Source organism: Variovorax saccharolyticus (genome assembly GCF_030316765.1).
Taxonomy (GTDB): domain Bacteria; phylum Pseudomonadota; class Gammaproteobacteria; order Burkholderiales; family Burkholderiaceae_C; genus Variovorax; species Variovorax saccharolyticus.
This window is the reverse complement of sequence record NZ_JASZYT010000017.1, coordinates 55,985-70,219: the sequence shown is the minus strand read 5'-3', so window position 1 is coordinate 70,219 and position 14,235 is coordinate 55,985. Positions and strand designations below refer to the sequence as shown.

At 65.8% G+C, this 14,235-nt stretch carries 13 protein-coding genes and 1 pseudogene; 6 read left to right on the top strand and 8 right to left on the bottom strand.

Annotated elements, in window-relative coordinates:
• Window positions 1-49 precede the first annotated feature (49 nt).
• Together QTI45_RS33270 and QTI45_RS33265 are read left to right on the top strand one after the other, a co-directional pair.
• Complete coding sequence (locus QTI45_RS33270) at window positions 50-2,569, top strand: AI-2E family transporter (RefSeq protein WP_286657384.1); 2,520 nt, start codon at window positions 50-52, stop codon at window positions 2,567-2,569.
• A gap of 109 nt (window positions 2,570-2,678) precedes the next feature.
• The gene (locus QTI45_RS33265; RefSeq protein WP_286372414.1) at window positions 2,679-2,882 is read left to right on the top strand and encodes a hypothetical protein; all 204 of its coding nucleotides are present in this window, start codon (window positions 2,679-2,681) and stop codon (window positions 2,880-2,882) included.
• Window positions 2,883-3,510: 628 nt separating this feature from the next.
• Here QTI45_RS33265 and QTI45_RS33260 read toward each other — a convergent pair.
• Both QTI45_RS33260 and QTI45_RS33255 read right to left on the bottom strand, forming a co-directional pair.
• Window positions 3,511-3,831 (bottom strand): hypothetical protein, encoded by a 321-nt coding sequence (locus QTI45_RS33260; protein WP_286372413.1) that lies wholly within the window; start codon window positions 3,829-3,831, stop codon window positions 3,511-3,513.
• 678 nt (window positions 3,832-4,509) lie between these two features.
• Complete coding sequence (locus QTI45_RS33255) at window positions 4,510-4,821, bottom strand: polyhydroxyalkanoic acid system family protein (protein ID WP_286372412.1); 312 nt, start codon at window positions 4,819-4,821, stop codon at window positions 4,510-4,512.
• 345 nt (window positions 4,822-5,166) lie between these two features.
• Here QTI45_RS33255 and QTI45_RS33250 point away from each other — a divergent pair, with 345 nt between their 5' ends.
• Together QTI45_RS33250 and QTI45_RS33245 are read left to right on the top strand one after the other, a co-directional pair.
• The gene (locus tag QTI45_RS33250; protein ID WP_286372411.1) at window positions 5,167-5,574 is read left to right on the top strand and encodes a hypothetical protein; all 408 of its coding nucleotides are present in this window, start codon (window positions 5,167-5,169) and stop codon (window positions 5,572-5,574) included.
• A gap of 219 nt (window positions 5,575-5,793) precedes the next feature.
• On the top strand, window positions 5,794-6,057 hold the full coding sequence (locus tag QTI45_RS33245; protein WP_286372410.1) for a DUF3606 domain-containing protein: 264 nt from the start codon (window positions 5,794-5,796) through the stop codon (window positions 6,055-6,057).
• 178 nt (window positions 6,058-6,235) lie between these two features.
• Here QTI45_RS33245 and QTI45_RS33240 read toward each other — a convergent pair.
• Both QTI45_RS33240 and QTI45_RS33235 read right to left on the bottom strand, forming a co-directional pair.
• Window positions 6,236-6,456 (bottom strand): annotated as a pseudogene (locus tag QTI45_RS33240) (IS110-like element ISCARN28 family transposase); the annotation flags it as partial.
• A gap of 204 nt (window positions 6,457-6,660) precedes the next feature.
• The gene (locus QTI45_RS33235) at window positions 6,661-6,870 is read right to left on the bottom strand and encodes a hypothetical protein (protein WP_286372409.1); all 210 of its coding nucleotides are present in this window, start codon (window positions 6,868-6,870) and stop codon (window positions 6,661-6,663) included.
• Window positions 6,871-9,003: 2,133 nt separating this feature from the next.
• Between QTI45_RS33235 and QTI45_RS33230 the strand changes: the two genes are divergently transcribed.
• Complete coding sequence (locus QTI45_RS33230; protein ID WP_286657383.1) at window positions 9,004-9,432, top strand: hypothetical protein; 429 nt, start codon at window positions 9,004-9,006, stop codon at window positions 9,430-9,432.
• A 113-nt stretch (window positions 9,433-9,545) separates the two neighbouring features.
• Here the strand turns inward: QTI45_RS33230 and QTI45_RS33225 are convergent, their stop codons facing one another.
• Window positions 9,546-9,770, bottom strand: a complete 225-nt coding sequence (locus QTI45_RS33225; protein ID WP_286372407.1) for a hypothetical protein — start codon at window positions 9,768-9,770, stop codon at window positions 9,546-9,548.
• Window positions 9,771-10,553: 783 nt separating this feature from the next.
• Between QTI45_RS33225 and QTI45_RS33220 the strand changes: the two genes are divergently transcribed.
• Entirely contained in the window at window positions 10,554-10,826 is a 273-nt protein-coding gene (locus QTI45_RS33220; protein ID WP_286657382.1) for a hypothetical protein, read from the top strand.
• Window positions 10,827-10,980: 154 nt separating this feature from the next.
• Here the strand turns inward: QTI45_RS33220 and QTI45_RS33215 are convergent, their stop codons facing one another.
• From QTI45_RS33215 to QTI45_RS33205, 3 genes are all read right to left on the bottom strand, one after another.
• Window positions 10,981-11,961, bottom strand: a complete 981-nt coding sequence (locus tag QTI45_RS33215) for an extracellular catalytic domain type 1 short-chain-length polyhydroxyalkanoate depolymerase (protein WP_286372405.1) — start codon at window positions 11,959-11,961, stop codon at window positions 10,981-10,983.
• A 377-nt stretch (window positions 11,962-12,338) separates the two neighbouring features.
• Window positions 12,339-12,599 (bottom strand): hypothetical protein, encoded by a 261-nt coding sequence (locus QTI45_RS33210; RefSeq protein WP_286372404.1) that lies wholly within the window; start codon window positions 12,597-12,599, stop codon window positions 12,339-12,341.
• Between the two features lie 586 nt (window positions 12,600-13,185).
• The gene (locus QTI45_RS33205) at window positions 13,186-13,815 is read right to left on the bottom strand and encodes a hypothetical protein (RefSeq protein ID WP_286372403.1); all 630 of its coding nucleotides are present in this window, start codon (window positions 13,813-13,815) and stop codon (window positions 13,186-13,188) included.
• Window positions 13,816-14,235: the final 420 nt, after the last annotated feature.

Sequence of the window (14,235 nt, the reverse complement as noted above, 5' to 3'; positions counted from 1 at the left end):
GCGGACGGCCACAAACTCAAAGCCACCCGTCGAGAACCAAGGAATCTGCGTGAGCCCACCGACATCGATGGCCAATACCCCTGCTCGCGAGCCGAGCGTCGGCCCCGAACACGGTGCCCCCACGAGTGCGGCACTGGACTCCAACGCGCCCTCCACCACCCTCGCCTTGGTCTCGCTGGTCCCTGAACTCAGGACCATGGCCGGCGCAGTCACGGCAGCAGTGGTGATCGGGGCGCTTTATTTCGGCCGCGACATCCTGATGCCGCTTGCGCTCGCGTTCCTGCTGGGCTTCGTACTCGACCCGCTCGTCATGCGCCTCAAGCGCCTGGGCCTGCCGCGCGCGCCCGCGGTGATCCTCGTGGTTCTGTTGGCGCTCGGCGCGATCGGCGTAGCGGGCCTGCTGCTCGGCAACCAGGTCAGTACCCTGAGCGCCGAACTGCCAACCTACCAGAACAACATCAAAACCAAGCTCAGCGACCTGCGGGCCCGGGCCAGCGGTCCAGGAATGTTCGACGGCGTCATCAAGACCTTCGATACCTTCAAGAAGGAGGTCGAGCAGACGCCGCAAGTCGCGGTCCCCCGCGCGGGCGCCAGGGGCGCCGCCGGCAGCGGAGCGTCCGAGCCGGCGCCGGCGCAAGCCGTGCAGCTGGTCGAGAAGGCGCCTTCTTCGTTCCAGCAGGGCATCTCCTTGCTCGAGGTGGCGAGCGCCCCGCTGGCGACCGCGGGCATCGTGCTGGTCTTCGTGGTGCTGATCCTCCTGGATCGCCTGGACCTGCGCGATCGCCTGGTTCGCCTCTGGGGCGGCAGCCTGCATCGTTCGACCGATGCCATGGACGAGGCCGGCCAGCGCATCAGCAAATACCTCACGATGCAGCTGGTCGTGAATTTCAGCTATGGCGTGCCCATGGCGCTCGGACTGTGGGGCATCGGCGTGCCTGGCGCGATTCTCTGGGGCGCGGTGGCGGCCGTGATGCGATTCGTCCCGTACGTGGGTCCGATGATCTCCGCCGTGTTTCCGATCGTGCTGGCCTTTGCGGTCGATCCCGGCTGGAGCATGGTGCTGTGGACGGTCGGCCTCATCATCGCGCTGGAGATGCTGAGCAACAACGTGATCGAGCCCTGGCTGTACGGCGCAAGCACCGGACTCTCGGCCATGTCGCTAATGGTTGCGGCGACCTTCTGGACCGCTCTGTGGGGGCCTCTCGGCCTCATCATGTCGACGCCGCTCACGGTCTGCCTGATGGTCATCGGTCGGCACCTGCCGCGGCTGCGCTTCCTCGACGTGCTGCTCGGCAGCCAGCCTGCGCTCGATAGCCCGACACGCATCTACCAGCGGCTGATCGCCGACGACGTCGAGGAAGCCATCGAGCTCGCGAGCGACCAGGTGGTCGACGGCAACGTACTCGGCTTCTATAACGAGACAGGGCTGCAGGTGCTGCGCATGGCGTCGAGCGATCACGCCAGCGTGGCGCGCGCCGAGCACAGGCATCGGGTGGTGATCGGCATCGAGGCCTTGATCGACGAGATGCGGGAGCTTCACCCCGAACCGCACGCGGCCGGCGTTCCCGCCGCGGTGGTGTGCATCGGGGGCAAATGGGAAGTCGATACCCTGGCAGCCCGAATGCTGGCGCATGCCCTGTCGATGCAGGGCTGCATCGCCCTGCCGCACGGCGCCGGCGCAGTCACCGCAGACTTCATCGCGGGGCTCGACCTGAGCGGCGTGCAGTGCGTGTGCCTCTCGTACTTCAGCCCCGACCCGCAGGTTTCAGCGCGCCACTTCTGCCGGCGCCTGAAGCGTCGCTGGCCGGGCACCCGGGTCGTGCTGGGCCTGTGGAATGCGCCACCGGAGTTGCTGGGCGAGGAGGCGATCCGCAGCCTCGGGGCTGACGGCGTCGTGACCTCGATCGGCGAGGCCGTGGTCGCCATTTCCGCGCTGACCGGCGCGCAGCTGGCCGAGGGCTTCATGCAGGCGGCGAGCCCCGAAGCGGATGTCGACAGGCTCCGTGCCCTGCGCGCCAGCGGCGCCCTCGATCCGCGCGCGAAGGAGCTCTTCGACGCCACGACGCAGCGCGCGGCCGATGTGTTCGACGTGCCGATGGCCATGGTGTCGCTGATCGAGGAGAGCACGCAGGAGGTGCGTGGCGCCTACGGCCAATTGCGGGCATCGGACGACCCGGATAGCGCGCCGTTGCGCGGCGACGACCTGAGCATGCCGCGCGAGCTGTCGATGTGCGGCCATGTGGTCGCGAACGCCCAGACCCTGGTGGTGCCCGATGTGTCGAGGGACCTGCGTTTCGCGGGCAACCCGGCGCTGCAGGGCAAGGGGCTGCGCTTCTATGCGGGCGCGCCGCTGCGCGATCCGGGCGGCCACGTGCTGGGAACGCTGTGCCTGCTGGACGTCGAACCCCGCGCGCTGAGCCAGAGCGAGGTCCGGCTGCTGGAGGCCATGGCCAAGGACCTCATGCAGGCCCTGCAGACCAGCGCCGCGCAGTGGGGAGAGATGGTTCCCGCGCCGGCGGTCGCCGGCCCGCCTTCGGCCACGGTCGGGCAACTGGTTCCGTCGGCCTGACGCGCAGCCGTGGGTCCTGGAATGCGGCGCGATCGCCTACGTGCGTGGGCCCGCAGTCCCTACATCTTCGCGCGGCATCTGGCGCAGCGTGACCCCTCAAGGAGAAACCATGACCGAACCGAAAAATCCTCCACTCGAGGAAAGTGTCCTGCACTCGGATGCGCGCCGGCGATCGCACGAGTCCGACAGCAAGGCCCGGACGGCGGCCGAAGCGCTGGAAGTCGAGCGGCGTCGCGCCAGCCTGGCCACGACCCTCACCGCACCTTTGGAGCGCCCTCGTCCGAATCGCAGTCACTGGTGGCGGTTGTGGTGAACCCGTCCCCCTCAGTCTGGCGCTGGCATCGGCTCGGCGTGCGGGAAGAGGCCGCCGGATGCCACGGGACGTACGACCGCTTGGACAGTCACCGGCATCGAGGAACTTCCCTGCTACGGGAAGGCGCCGAAGCAACCTCTACCAGCGCCGGATGACTGTCACTGCGCAGCATCAAAGCAATCGATGGGTGGCGTCTGTGCGTCGGCGCACGTTCAGACCGGGTTCTGGCGATCGCCCGCGTTCGGGACCGTTCGTGCGATAGCGCACAATCGTCGCGCTCGAGTTGCCTGTGGGGTCTGTGTACTGGGGCGGTGCGTGCGAGCGCTGGGGTCACCCTCGACACGGAGGAATCGATGGCTCTTCACTCCGAGCGAGAAGGACCGCCACGTCTGCGCATTGCCCTATGCCGAAAAGGCAGCCCAGCTGCCTCAACTCGAAGCGGTCGAGTCGCCTTGGTTCAGGTGCTCTCGAGGGCCTCGCAGGGATCCCGCTTTTCCTGGGGGAAGCACGCTTATTCGCGCCTTGATGGAGCACAGGCTGGCTGGCATCCTGAGATGGCATCCGGGCGCTCACCACCCACCGGCTCAATCGGCAGACTGCATGCACGACCAGTCGTTGGGGCAAGCCCCTAGCGTGAAGCTGCTGGCTTCATCACCTTTGAGGCATCCGTCATCTGCTGTGTCAACGAAGCCTGGGCCTCGGCAGCCATTCCCATGAGAACCTCGGCATGTTCGCGCGCGAAGGTCGCATAGTTTTCCGTGAGACTGCGGATCAACTCGGCTTGGGCCGTGGCTGCGGGCGCTCCTCCAAATGTCTTCTGCGCCAACTCGAGGTACTTCTGGGCGTTGGTGTTCACCAGGTCGGCCATCTCCTGCGACTGTGCAAAGCGCGTGATGAGTTCCGCGTTCGCGGTGGAAAGCTTGACGAAGGGTTGGGTGAGCTTTTGCATGGGGTGACCTTTCTTCCGATGCCGAACAAGTCTCGCTTTTAGCGTTTCATCGGAATTCGGTCTGTGCGCTGGCAGACAGTGGCTTCGAAGGGTTGCGCACCAGGTGGTTCGCCGCATCCACTCGGCGCATGGCTTTGGTCGCGATCGAGAGCCACCTCTTTGCATGGCTCCCACCGGACCACCGCGGGCGCCTGCCTGTCGTCTGCGAACCGGTGCTCACTCCAACGACCCGGAAACGGGGCGAAACGCCCCACGTCCACTTCCTGTCCAAGGCTTCATCCCCGACCAGGCGACTTTTCAGGCCAGAGAGAGGCTCTATGGATGACAGTCAAAACGCCCCGTCTCACGGATCAGAGATTCACAGCCACCTCATCAGCGCTTCCCTCGGCGGCACTGTGGCGCGCGGTGCGATGCTGTACTTTTCATGGCGTTCGACTGCCGCAGCCTTCGTGCACTCCGCGTGCAAACGGCGCCGATGTGATCGATGCTGTTGAACCCAAGGCCGCGCTGGATCGACGAGCGAACACGATCCAAGATCCTCCCATGCTGCACCCTCCTTCCTTGACGCCTCGAGCGCGGTCCATTTAAAGGCGCCGTCGGCGTCGGCTCTCGAAAGGGGCTGGCGTTCCACTGCCGTAGGCGACCGGCTTCAACGAACACGCAGGCTGCACAGATGCGCTACCGCCTTGTAAGGAGCAGGTGTCCCATCTTCTGCAGCTTTGCCTTGAGGCCGCTGGCGATGACGCCGAGAACGCCAGGCAGCTGAATGTCCATTTGCACTGTGGTGTCGAAGACCTGGATGACTCCGGAGACCGTCTGACCCAGCGCCGCGACGGTGAAAATGAGCCGATCACCGTCCCAGCGCTCGTTGGCGGAGCCGCTGCTGCCGGGCAACAGGTGGACGATCTTCGCGAAACCGCCCTCGATGCGACGTCGTGCCTCGGCGCGGCCGAGCTGATGTGGAATGCTGATGATGATGGGCGATCCCATCGACGTAGGGTGTAGCGAATCGACGCACTGGTCAAGGGCCGTCCGCACGGGGCCCGGTGCGACTGGGCATCCGCCGCGGACTTTCCTCCTCGCATCGACGGCAAGTCCAGGGCTTAGGGGATATGGCCCGTCGCTTCTTCGGCGTCCGCGCCAATCCAAGATCTGGTGGCAGCGGTTCCGCCCACCGAACGCAGTGCTGCCCCCCAACATCGAGATCCTTTCGAAGCGGCCTCGCGGCCATCGTGCAGTGCCGGCCTACAGCAAGAGGGCATGGGCGCAGACATGGCCGAGCCCGCGACCACCCACGATGGAGGTGTTCACTTGGGCATATTTATGGAGATCACCATGAGCGACGAATCAAACTTTGCGGGCGGCACGAGCACCACGAGCGGCAACGCCCCTTCCGGGTCCACCCTGGCTACCGGATTCAAACCAGCGATTGACGAGGCAGGACAGGCGGTCAAGGAGACCGTCTCCGACGTGGCGGGCCAAACCCGCCAGTCCGTCGCCAAGGCAGCCGAACAGGTCCAGCGCGCTGGAATTCAGGCTGTCGACGCGACGAAGGCCTACGCCAACGACGCCGTCGATGCAGCCGGGCGCAGACTGCGGGACGTCAAGACACAGTTCGAGACCGTCAGGGCAAACGCGTCCGAGTACATTCACGAAGATCCGCTGCGCGCCGTGAAAATGGCGGCGATCGGCGGCGCCGTGCTATCCGCGGCGCTCGTGCTCCTCACGCGACGGGGACGATGACCGAGGCGACCAGGCACGGTCTCAGTGATGCGGCCGAACGCCTTTTCACGGATCCTGGTCGTGGATGCATCTCGGCGGGATGGCGAAACTTCACCGGATTGGTGGCCGTATGTCTTCCTGTTCTTGCGCTGCCACCTCGCCATGCGCCGGTCGCCGGGTATAGACATCGCCCGATCTCCATCGACGGCGTGCGCCTACAGGTCAGGGTGGCGCCCGGGGATGAACCTCCTCGAACATCAGCTGGAGACACGAATGACAGATCACGGCAAGCCCTGCGCACTCACCAGTCCCGAACGTATCGATGTCAAGTCCGACGCCTCAATGAACGCATGGGCCCAGAAACTGAACGTGACGGCCGAACAGCTCAAGGAAGCGGTTACGGCCGTGGGCGATCGCGCGAGCGATGTGGAATTGCATCTCAAGGGATCCCGCAGCACGACGAATGACGACCGCGTGGCGCGGGCCACCGGCCCAAAGGAGTGATATGGGTCGCTCGCGTCAAGGGACACGGGATCGAATTGTTGAGCCAGTGGTGCGGGGTGATGGCGACGAGGGATCAGACTGATGTCCGTGGGTTGGTTACACCGTCATTGATCGTCAAGGTGACGCATGTTGCTGCGAGGGGTTCTGTGCTCCCGCGCCATCTCCACCGCCACCGCTCGCATACTTTATCGGCCGGCCGACAGTTGCGCGAATCGTGCAACACGTACGTGGCCCTTGCACGCGTTAGGCTGCTCGGTGACAGCGCCTTGCTGGGTCGCGCAGTTCGTTGCTGATGCGCGCCGGCAAATAGTTGCACTCCGCCTCGGTTAACAAGTGCCGTGCGTTTGCTTTCCCGGTACTGATGATCGAGCCACGGCGCACGCTGTTGCCGCTCGAATGCTACAAGTGCGTCCCGATGCGCACAAATGGCCCCCGCGACGCTTCGTGATCTCGGCGATCCGTTCCTCGCGCGCACGGATCTTGAGTCTTCCTCCATCTCGCTTTCGCTCCTTCGCTCAGTCCTCCGTCGCCGCCAATTGATCCAGCCAGGCACCGTCCGTGTAGTGAGAGCGTAGTGGCCCGCGCAACGGGTCCCCACGCAAACTATTGCGGCTCTTTCTTTCCGGAGTCATCCGCAGGACCCTCATCCATGCACTGGGTGAACTGCTGCGGCACAGCCACGGCCCCCTGCGCCCGGCGATCCAGGTCGGCCAGCCAGTCGCCGGCCGAAGGCTGACGAGTGCCCTCATCCCGGGCAAGGCCTTGGATGGTGTCGACGAGATCACTCCGATGGTTCATGAGAATGATCTTCATTGCCTTCACACCCGTATTGCATCGGCCAATGCCAACGACGGTGGCGGAAACTGACCTACAACGTCCCGCTTTGCCGCTTGACTGAAGTCGCTTTCCGAAGGGACGATTGCCCGCCGCGGCGCGGCCGCGCGACGCGAGGCTCGCCGTCGCACCGCGAGATCTTCGTTGTGGCTGTTTTCTCGAGTGCGTGCGCCCTGATGGCGTCGTGAGCGTGAACCCTCTTTGAGCTGCGGGGCGGCGGCGCCATGGGCAGCGAGAGGGTTGTCCACGCGATCAGGGGCGCGCCGCCACACCTCAAGCGTCGATGGCCCTGAGCACCGCGCGCATCCGTGCGTTGGTGCGAGCATCAACGGGCGGCAAGCGATCGAAGTCGCCGCGCAAGGCCTTGACGCCGTGACGCTCCCCGCTCGATCTCGCGCATCGTGCGCACACCGAGTCGCCGCAGCACGGGAATAGGACACCAGCCCTGCAGCGCATGCTGAGCAACCCAGCACCGCCATGGGCAGCGCCAGGAACGACGATCAACTCGCACGCCCAGGACCAGCCCCGCCAACACCAGGATGGGCGCGTTCGTCTGCAGCACGCGCTCAATGTCCCATTCCTCATTCAGCGCCGCGAGCCTCTCTTCGAGGCTTGCGCGATCCGCGCCTTCCAAGCGAGTGAGCTCTGCCTCAGTCCGAGCTCGGATGGCCGCGTTGACCTCCGGTGCGCTGCGCTGCTCGAGCCGAAGCGCCGCCGGGGGCAGACGGCCAGTCATCTCGTCGCCGCGGAGAGACGCCCTCCTCCCTCGAAGACCCTTCTTCCTGCCCGACACCTCCCCCGCGCGGCGGCAGCTCCGATCCTTGCGGCGACTCGAAATCGCCTCTGAGCGCCTCGCAGCGAAGCGCTCCCTGGCGATCTCCTTGGAAGTGCGTGCGCCGAGCGATCGGAAGATGGAGCGGGTAGCGCCCCGTCTGTGCTTGCGCCAGCACGCTGGCCGCCGCCACCGCAGGCAAACCAAGGAACCGGCGGTTCCCAAAAATCCCGAGGGCCAGGCCGGCGAGACCCACGTTGGCCGCTTCGGCTTCCAGGACCCGGTCGACGTCCCACTCGCGGTCCAAGGCCGACAAACGGCACTTCACCTTTCCGGGGTCTCCACCCGCGATGCGTTCCAGACCTGCCTGTGAGTTCGTCGATCTCGCGAAGGGTGCGCGCGCTCGTGTGAGCAAGCACGTAGTCACCTTGGATCGCATCCATGGCCGTCTCCAGTGCAGGGACCCTTGCTGGTGCGCCGGAACAGCGCTTTGACGCCTCGGTCTCAATCGCGCGTCCGCGAAGGACGGGGCCTACCGACAAGCAGGTTTTCTTCGCCATGCCGCATCGCGTTTCCGGTGACACAGTGTCTAGCGGAACCTGCCCCCCTGAAATCGTCTTTCCCTCGGCTGGCCGCTGGCCCGCCCCGATCCGCAGGGCGAAACACGGCGAGGCATTGCTGTGGCCCGCGCCTTCTCACTCGTCCAAGGAGACATCACCATGACCGCTCCCACGAAAAGGCTCCGTCCCCGAAGCGTTGCTTCACCCGGCAGCCCGGACCGACTCGCGGACGCCGCGCACCAAACGGCGACCAACCCCGACGGGGCAACGCCCGTCGAATTGCCCCAGCAAGTGCCTTCCCGCCCCAGCAAGGTCGAGCCGAAGAAGCCCTGAAGGGCAGCGCGGCGGTGGGAGGCGGCCCACACGACGCAACGTGCATGGGATCGGCCACGCTGTTGCCTGCCGTTCTGCAAACACGTGGAGGCGTCAACGGTCGCTGACCGGGCTCGCCCCCTCAGAGCTGGATATTGCTGACCTTGGCGCCTTGCAGGCAGAGCCCGGCGCCGAGCCCCACATTGGTCAAGATGATCCGACCACCGCCTGGCGAATCGTGTTGGTGTCGCTATTGCCCGTCGCCCCTTGTGCATGCCGCCCGTGGCTCGGCTTGCGGGACAGATGCGGGAACGGCTGACGCAGGGGCGGAAGTGCCGGTCAGCTTGCGCAGCTTTCTGCGCTTCAGCGAAGATGCAGCGCGCGAGGAAGCAGGCAGCGAATCGACTGCACCGATGCCGCGTCACAGGCCGGCGCGGGGCTAGATGAACAGACGGCGACAATCGCCAGATGAATGAACCACGATACGAGGCCAACGTCCCAGGCCGAATTGATCCGTCCGAAACCAGGCTTCGCCTCGAACGAGCGCTGAAGGAGCTGGACCAGATCCTCGGCAGCGGCGCGGATCGCGCCGAGGTGCCTTACTATGGACCGACGCTGCTGGCGTCAATGAGCGCCAAAGATCAGTCGATGGCCTTGCAGGCGGAGAAGGCGCGCTACGAGGAGAAACCAGAGGATTCAGCGATCCACTTCTGCATCACCTCCGCCGTTGCGCTGCTCGAAGTCAGCCAAGCCCTGCTCAACCAGACGGCCGACCCGACGCCGCAAGAGCGCCAGCGCCAGATGCAGACGCTGGTCGCTTACACGAAAACCGCGGGGCGCTCTGCCTATCGAGCCGCGTCGATCCTGACGGATCACTCGCCCGCCGGTCCGGCTTAGAGAGCTTGACCCTGGAGCGGGGAGCACCGCCTCACTCCTGCTACCGAGAGCAGCGGCGGGGCTGGGCTTGAAGCATCCCATCGATGCTCGATCGGTTCAACGCGGCCTTTGGATCAAGAAGCAACATGAAGCGAGCGGCTCCCCGCCATCGCTGCCGCCGCCGCTCCCAGCGAGACGACGATGCCGTGAACGAGGAAATCGGCGCGCGGCTCGCTGCCCGGCGGATGAGGCCGCACCAGGACGCTCAGGCGATGACCGACCACGGTGATGCGTGTGGCGGTCTTGATTGCTTCGGCCCGGGCGTCTCGCAAGATCTTCTGCGCGGTGTCTTCAGTCATGCCTGCATTCTGGTTGAGTCCCCGGGGCGCGCAACAGGGCGCGATGCTGTGCGTGGTTGGTCGCCAACGATTCTCGGCAGGACGCAACCTGCACTGCGCTTGGAATGCGACCGTCCCAGGAGTTGCTTCGCTTCGATCCAGCCCCTGGCGCAGCCTTCGCCGTGTGGGAAACAACCATAGGCATCAACGACTTGCAGTCCGTTTGCGAAAGCTGCACGAGCTCCGGCGGCGCGCTTTCAAGGACCGTGAAACGACTGCCCACGCAGAGCGCGGCTTTTTCAAACGGTAACCAGATTCCGCGGGCACGCCGCAAGCCCGGAACGTCGATGCTCCAGCCCATGCTTGCGCCGGACCGAAGTCTTGCGCAATACGGGGCGACGCGAAGCAACCTTGTCGTCGCGCGACCGCATGACGGGAAGCGCTCAGCAAGTGGGGGCCAGCGCCGACGGGCCGGGGGCAGCGGCTCGTCTCGACCGGCTCCCGCTGGATCTCCGAGACCCGGTCGCTGAGGGCATCAAGGAAGGCTCAATGAAGGCGTGGTCGAGGTTCGGCCTGACCTCATGGCATCGGTCCAGCGCGGCGTTGCCCTGCAGGCCGTGAAGCTGAGCCCCCTGCGGTCGCGACGCTGGGGCCTCACGGCACGGACCCGGTAGAGCGACACGCCGCGCGGCACGCCAGATCGACGTCGATTCGGGGTCACGGTTCTGCGTTCAGCCTGCATTCAGCTTGGATCCGAATGATTCACCGTGCGGCGATCGCTCAGCAACAGGTTCTTTTCTCACCATGCTCACCCACGCAGCGAACTCCGAAGTCGCTTCGAAATTCCTCGCCCACGGGTGGTCCGTACGGGTCGAGCGGGAGCCCGGCGAAAACGGTGGGCACCGCTACCACGCCGACCTCTACCGACAGGAAGAAATCAAGTGCCGCATTGCGCTCTTCGGCACCTTCCTCGACACGGAAGGGGCGGAGGAAGCGTTGTGGTTGCGGCTCAGAACCTGGCTGACCGATTATGAAGTCAGGCCCCATTCCGGCGACAGCGGGTTTCAGATCCTGTGAGGAGCTCAGGCCGCGATGCGCGCCTTCGCTTTCCAGCCGCGAGAGGGAGTGATTCCTGCCACGCCGCGGGCGCGCGCTCCGCGGCCGCCGATCTCTCGGTTGCGCCATGCCTGCGTCCCTTTGCGTCTGGCGGGCGGGCGCCTGCGCCTGCAAATTAGCCGGTAGTCGGATGGCGCCGCGTCCCACAGGAGGCCTTCGTCGCTACTGCGACCGGGCCGCGGCGGTGGGCCTCGAAGAATCGCAGCATTTCCTCGCTCGCGTCGGGACCCAGGGGATCGGCGTACGAGCCCGCCGTCCGGCCTCCCGACCAGGCATGGCCGCCCTCGTGCAAGGTCCAGTGCTCGCCACACCCGACGCCGTGTCGCCAATAGGTCCGGCGCGTGCTTCGTCGGCCGTCCGATCCGATATGCTCGGCGTCTTCCCAGGGGCAGGTGGGGCCGACCGAGGCCTCGATCACCTGGGTGGCATTGAGCGGGCTGACCACCATGTCCTTGTCGCCGTGGAAGACGATGGTCGGGACGCCGCTCGGGGCCGTCGGCATGCGTGCGACGCCGCGCATCGCCGCCAGTGCCGAGGACAAGTCGGTGCCGGCCCGTGGCGCGAGACCCGAATGCACGCCAACGGCAGCGTAGATCTCCGGAAAGATTTCGCCCAGCAACGCGGCCAAGGCACCCCCGGCAGACAGGCCTGCCACGTAGATGCGGTCCGGGTCGATCTCCAAGTCACGCACCACCTCCTGGGTCAGCGACGCGACACGGGCTGCGTCGCCGCGGCTGCGGGTCTGATGGTCAGCATCGAACCAGTTCCAGCATCTCTGCGCGTTGTGGCGCACCAGCTGAGCGGGATACAAGACCACGACGCCATGTCGCTCGGCTGCATCATTCATCGCCGTGCCTGCGGCGAAATCCTCCGGATCCTGCCCTGCACCGTGCAGCATCACCAGCAATGGCGCGCGCCGAGGAGCCGCACTCGCCGGCACAAAGACGCTGTACTCGGCGTGGCTTTCGGTCATTGATCGCGCGGCCCCTGTCGAAGCCGCAGGGGAGCCGGGCGCAAAGAACGAAGTGCTCATTTCCGAGGCCAGTTGAAGAAAGAGCGAAAGAAACGGATTGAGCGTCTGGAGCGAATTTTGCATTCCGACAATCTGTACGCGCACCGGTACGCGCCCCGTGGTCTCGGGGCGCGCGACCCGGTAGGCGCACTGCCCGGGTACCGTGTTTTCCATCTCAGCAGGGCAAGACGAGCCTCCGGAGGCCGCGGCGCAGCGGCCGCGTCGAAGAACAGGGCATGCGCGCCGACAGGGCCGGCCCCGGATCCAGGAGCCACGCGTTCACATGGGCATGTTTAGGGCGGTCCGCATTAACCACCCGGTGCGCGCCCTGGATGGGGGCGATCGGCGGCGCCGCGCTGGGTGCGGCGTTGGTGCTCCCAGTCTCGCCCGGGAAAGGAACGTTCGGGCCTTTTCAAGACTCGGCCGCAAGGTTGAACTGTGACCGCCTGCGCGTGAAGCTGCTAGGAGCTGACCGAGGGGGTTCGGCTGAATGTCGCCCATTTCACCGTCAGAATGTCCGCGGCAATCTTGGCTGCGTTGGCGCCGGCGTAAGTCTGGGCTGGATCGAATTCGAAGGCTTCGTGGTATCGCACGACGTGGGCGTATTCCTTGTCGAAGATCATCGGGCCCATGAGCTCGCCGGGATCTACCCCGGCCGGGACAGCGAGAAACTTCTCCGGATCGCTGGCACTCTGGTAAAGGTCGACGCGCAGCAGGCTCATACGGCTGTTCCCATCTTGATGTTGATGCTCCATCCCGGCTGGCCTCGCGCGGCGCAACGCCTCTTCAGGCCGTGGAAGTTCCGGTTTGCGGGGAAGAATCATCCGCGGCCACGCCCCTCCGTGCAATCGGCGTGGACCTACAAGGCGCCTCGCGCGCCCCCGGCGGCGGGACGTCCGGACCTCATGCATCACGCGATGGCGGCCTACCCTGCAAAATGCCCGCCGCGGGGCCGTCAAGCATGCGCTGGAAGAGCTGCGTTCGCACCCCTGCGGCCTGGGCCTGCGTTTCCACGGCGGCCAGCCACTCCCCGGCTGACGGCCGACGGGTGTCCTTCCCACCTTGCGAGGTCAATGAAATCGGTCCGACGGTTCATGGATGATTTCAGTTTTTTTCACTGCCGTTTGGCGTCGGTCTTTGTCAACGACCGGGCCGGAAACGAACCAACAACGCTGCGCTGGCACGCCGCTCGCGCAACTGCAGAGCACGTTGAGGCTCTGGCGTTGGCCCCGGCGTCCTGCTCGACCTCTGCGCGCGGGTTCAGCCGGGCCGCCGCGCTTGGGGGCTCCGCATCGATACGCACCGGATTCACCACCAGGGGTTCGATGGACCCGCTGCGGTCCGCGCAACGGCTTCGGCCACCCGGCCCATGCAGGTGCGAAACAGGTCCGGATCCAGATACTGAAAGCCTTCCATCCCTGCCGTGGAGACAAAGACATGGCTCGGAAGAGTGGTCAACGCAGCGAGGCTGGTCGGGCCCCAGGCGGCAAGGCCGAGCGGCGAATCGCCGATGGCCCCGCGGATCATGCCGAGCTTTCGGTACGGCACCGGCCCCTTTTCAGCGCCGGTCGTCGGGATCATCCCGAGATCCTGCGCGCGCACCGCAGCCACGCCGGGCCGCGGATCCTCCAGATGGTCAGGCAGCCCGATCGATGCAAACACGCGGTGGTCGCGATGGCCGCGGAGGATCTTCGATGCTTCCACCGCATCGGACGATGCCGCCTCACTGGTGATATCCCTGCGAGCGGTCCAGGTGGCATCGAGGTGGTCACGCAGGCTGCGCTGCAAGGCCGCGGCCGGTCCCAGCGTCGCATACCCGGCCCCCAGCAACCTGTCGCCCCAGCAGGCTCGCAGTTCTTTCGTGACCGCCTGGAGCACGCCGTCGTCGTCATCCGAGTTCATGAAGAAAATGCCGTCCGCACCCAAGGCGAAGGCCATCTCGGCACTCCTGACGGCTTGAGCCCGGTCCAGCACGTCGATGATGGGGAAAACGCAGGGGCGGCGGCGTGTCATAGATGTGCTGTGTGATTAGCGAAGGATACCCAGCATGGCCGGAACCCTGACGAGTCTCTGTCAGCGAGGAGCGCGTGTTCGGGCACCGCATGCCGCGATGGCTTCGGCCGCCCCTGCGGGCGGCAGCCGCCGGCGCGGCCTGTACACCCAACGGCCACTTACGGGTTCCATCACCGTCCGCGAAAGCGCAGTGCGGGCCCATGGGAGTCGATGAGCGTCGCGCCGCCAAGGCGCCGCGGCCTAGCGCTTGCAGTCATCCCGGTATAGTCGCCAGCTCTTGGGCGCAAAGCCGAAGGCAAAGAGCCGGATCTGACCGAGGAGCGGGTCCGGAAATTCCTTTGTGCA

Coding starts and splice junctions, on each gene's coding strand:
- QTI45_RS33265 (WP_286372414.1), top strand. CDS start 2,679: ATGACCGAACCGAAAAATCCTCCACTCGAGGAAAGTGTCCTGCACTCG.
- QTI45_RS33260 (WP_286372413.1), bottom strand. CDS start 3,831: ATGCAAAAGCTCACCCAACCCTTCGTCAAGCTTTCCACCGCGAACGCG.
- QTI45_RS33255 (WP_286372412.1), bottom strand. CDS start 4,821: ATGGGATCGCCCATCATCATCAGCATTCCACATCAGCTCGGCCGCGCC.
- QTI45_RS33250 (WP_286372411.1), top strand. CDS start 5,167: ATGAGCGACGAATCAAACTTTGCGGGCGGCACGAGCACCACGAGCGGC.
- QTI45_RS33245 (WP_286372410.1), top strand. CDS start 5,794: ATGAACCTCCTCGAACATCAGCTGGAGACACGAATGACAGATCACGGC.
- QTI45_RS33235 (WP_286372409.1), bottom strand. CDS start 6,870: ATGAAGATCATTCTCATGAACCATCGGAGTGATCTCGTCGACACCATC.
- QTI45_RS33230 (WP_286657383.1), top strand. CDS start 9,004: ATGAATGAACCACGATACGAGGCCAACGTCCCAGGCCGAATTGATCCG.
- QTI45_RS33225 (WP_286372407.1), bottom strand. CDS start 9,770: ATGACTGAAGACACCGCGCAGAAGATCTTGCGAGACGCCCGGGCCGAA.
- QTI45_RS33220 (WP_286657382.1), top strand. CDS start 10,554: ATGCTCACCCACGCAGCGAACTCCGAAGTCGCTTCGAAATTCCTCGCC.
- QTI45_RS33215 (WP_286372405.1), bottom strand. CDS start 11,961: ATGCAAAATTCGCTCCAGACGCTCAATCCGTTTCTTTCGCTCTTTCTT.
- QTI45_RS33210 (WP_286372404.1), bottom strand. CDS start 12,599: ATGAGCCTGCTGCGCGTCGACCTTTACCAGAGTGCCAGCGATCCGGAG.
- QTI45_RS33205 (WP_286372403.1), bottom strand. CDS start 13,815: ATGGCCTTCGCCTTGGGTGCGGACGGCATTTTCTTCATGAACTCGGAT.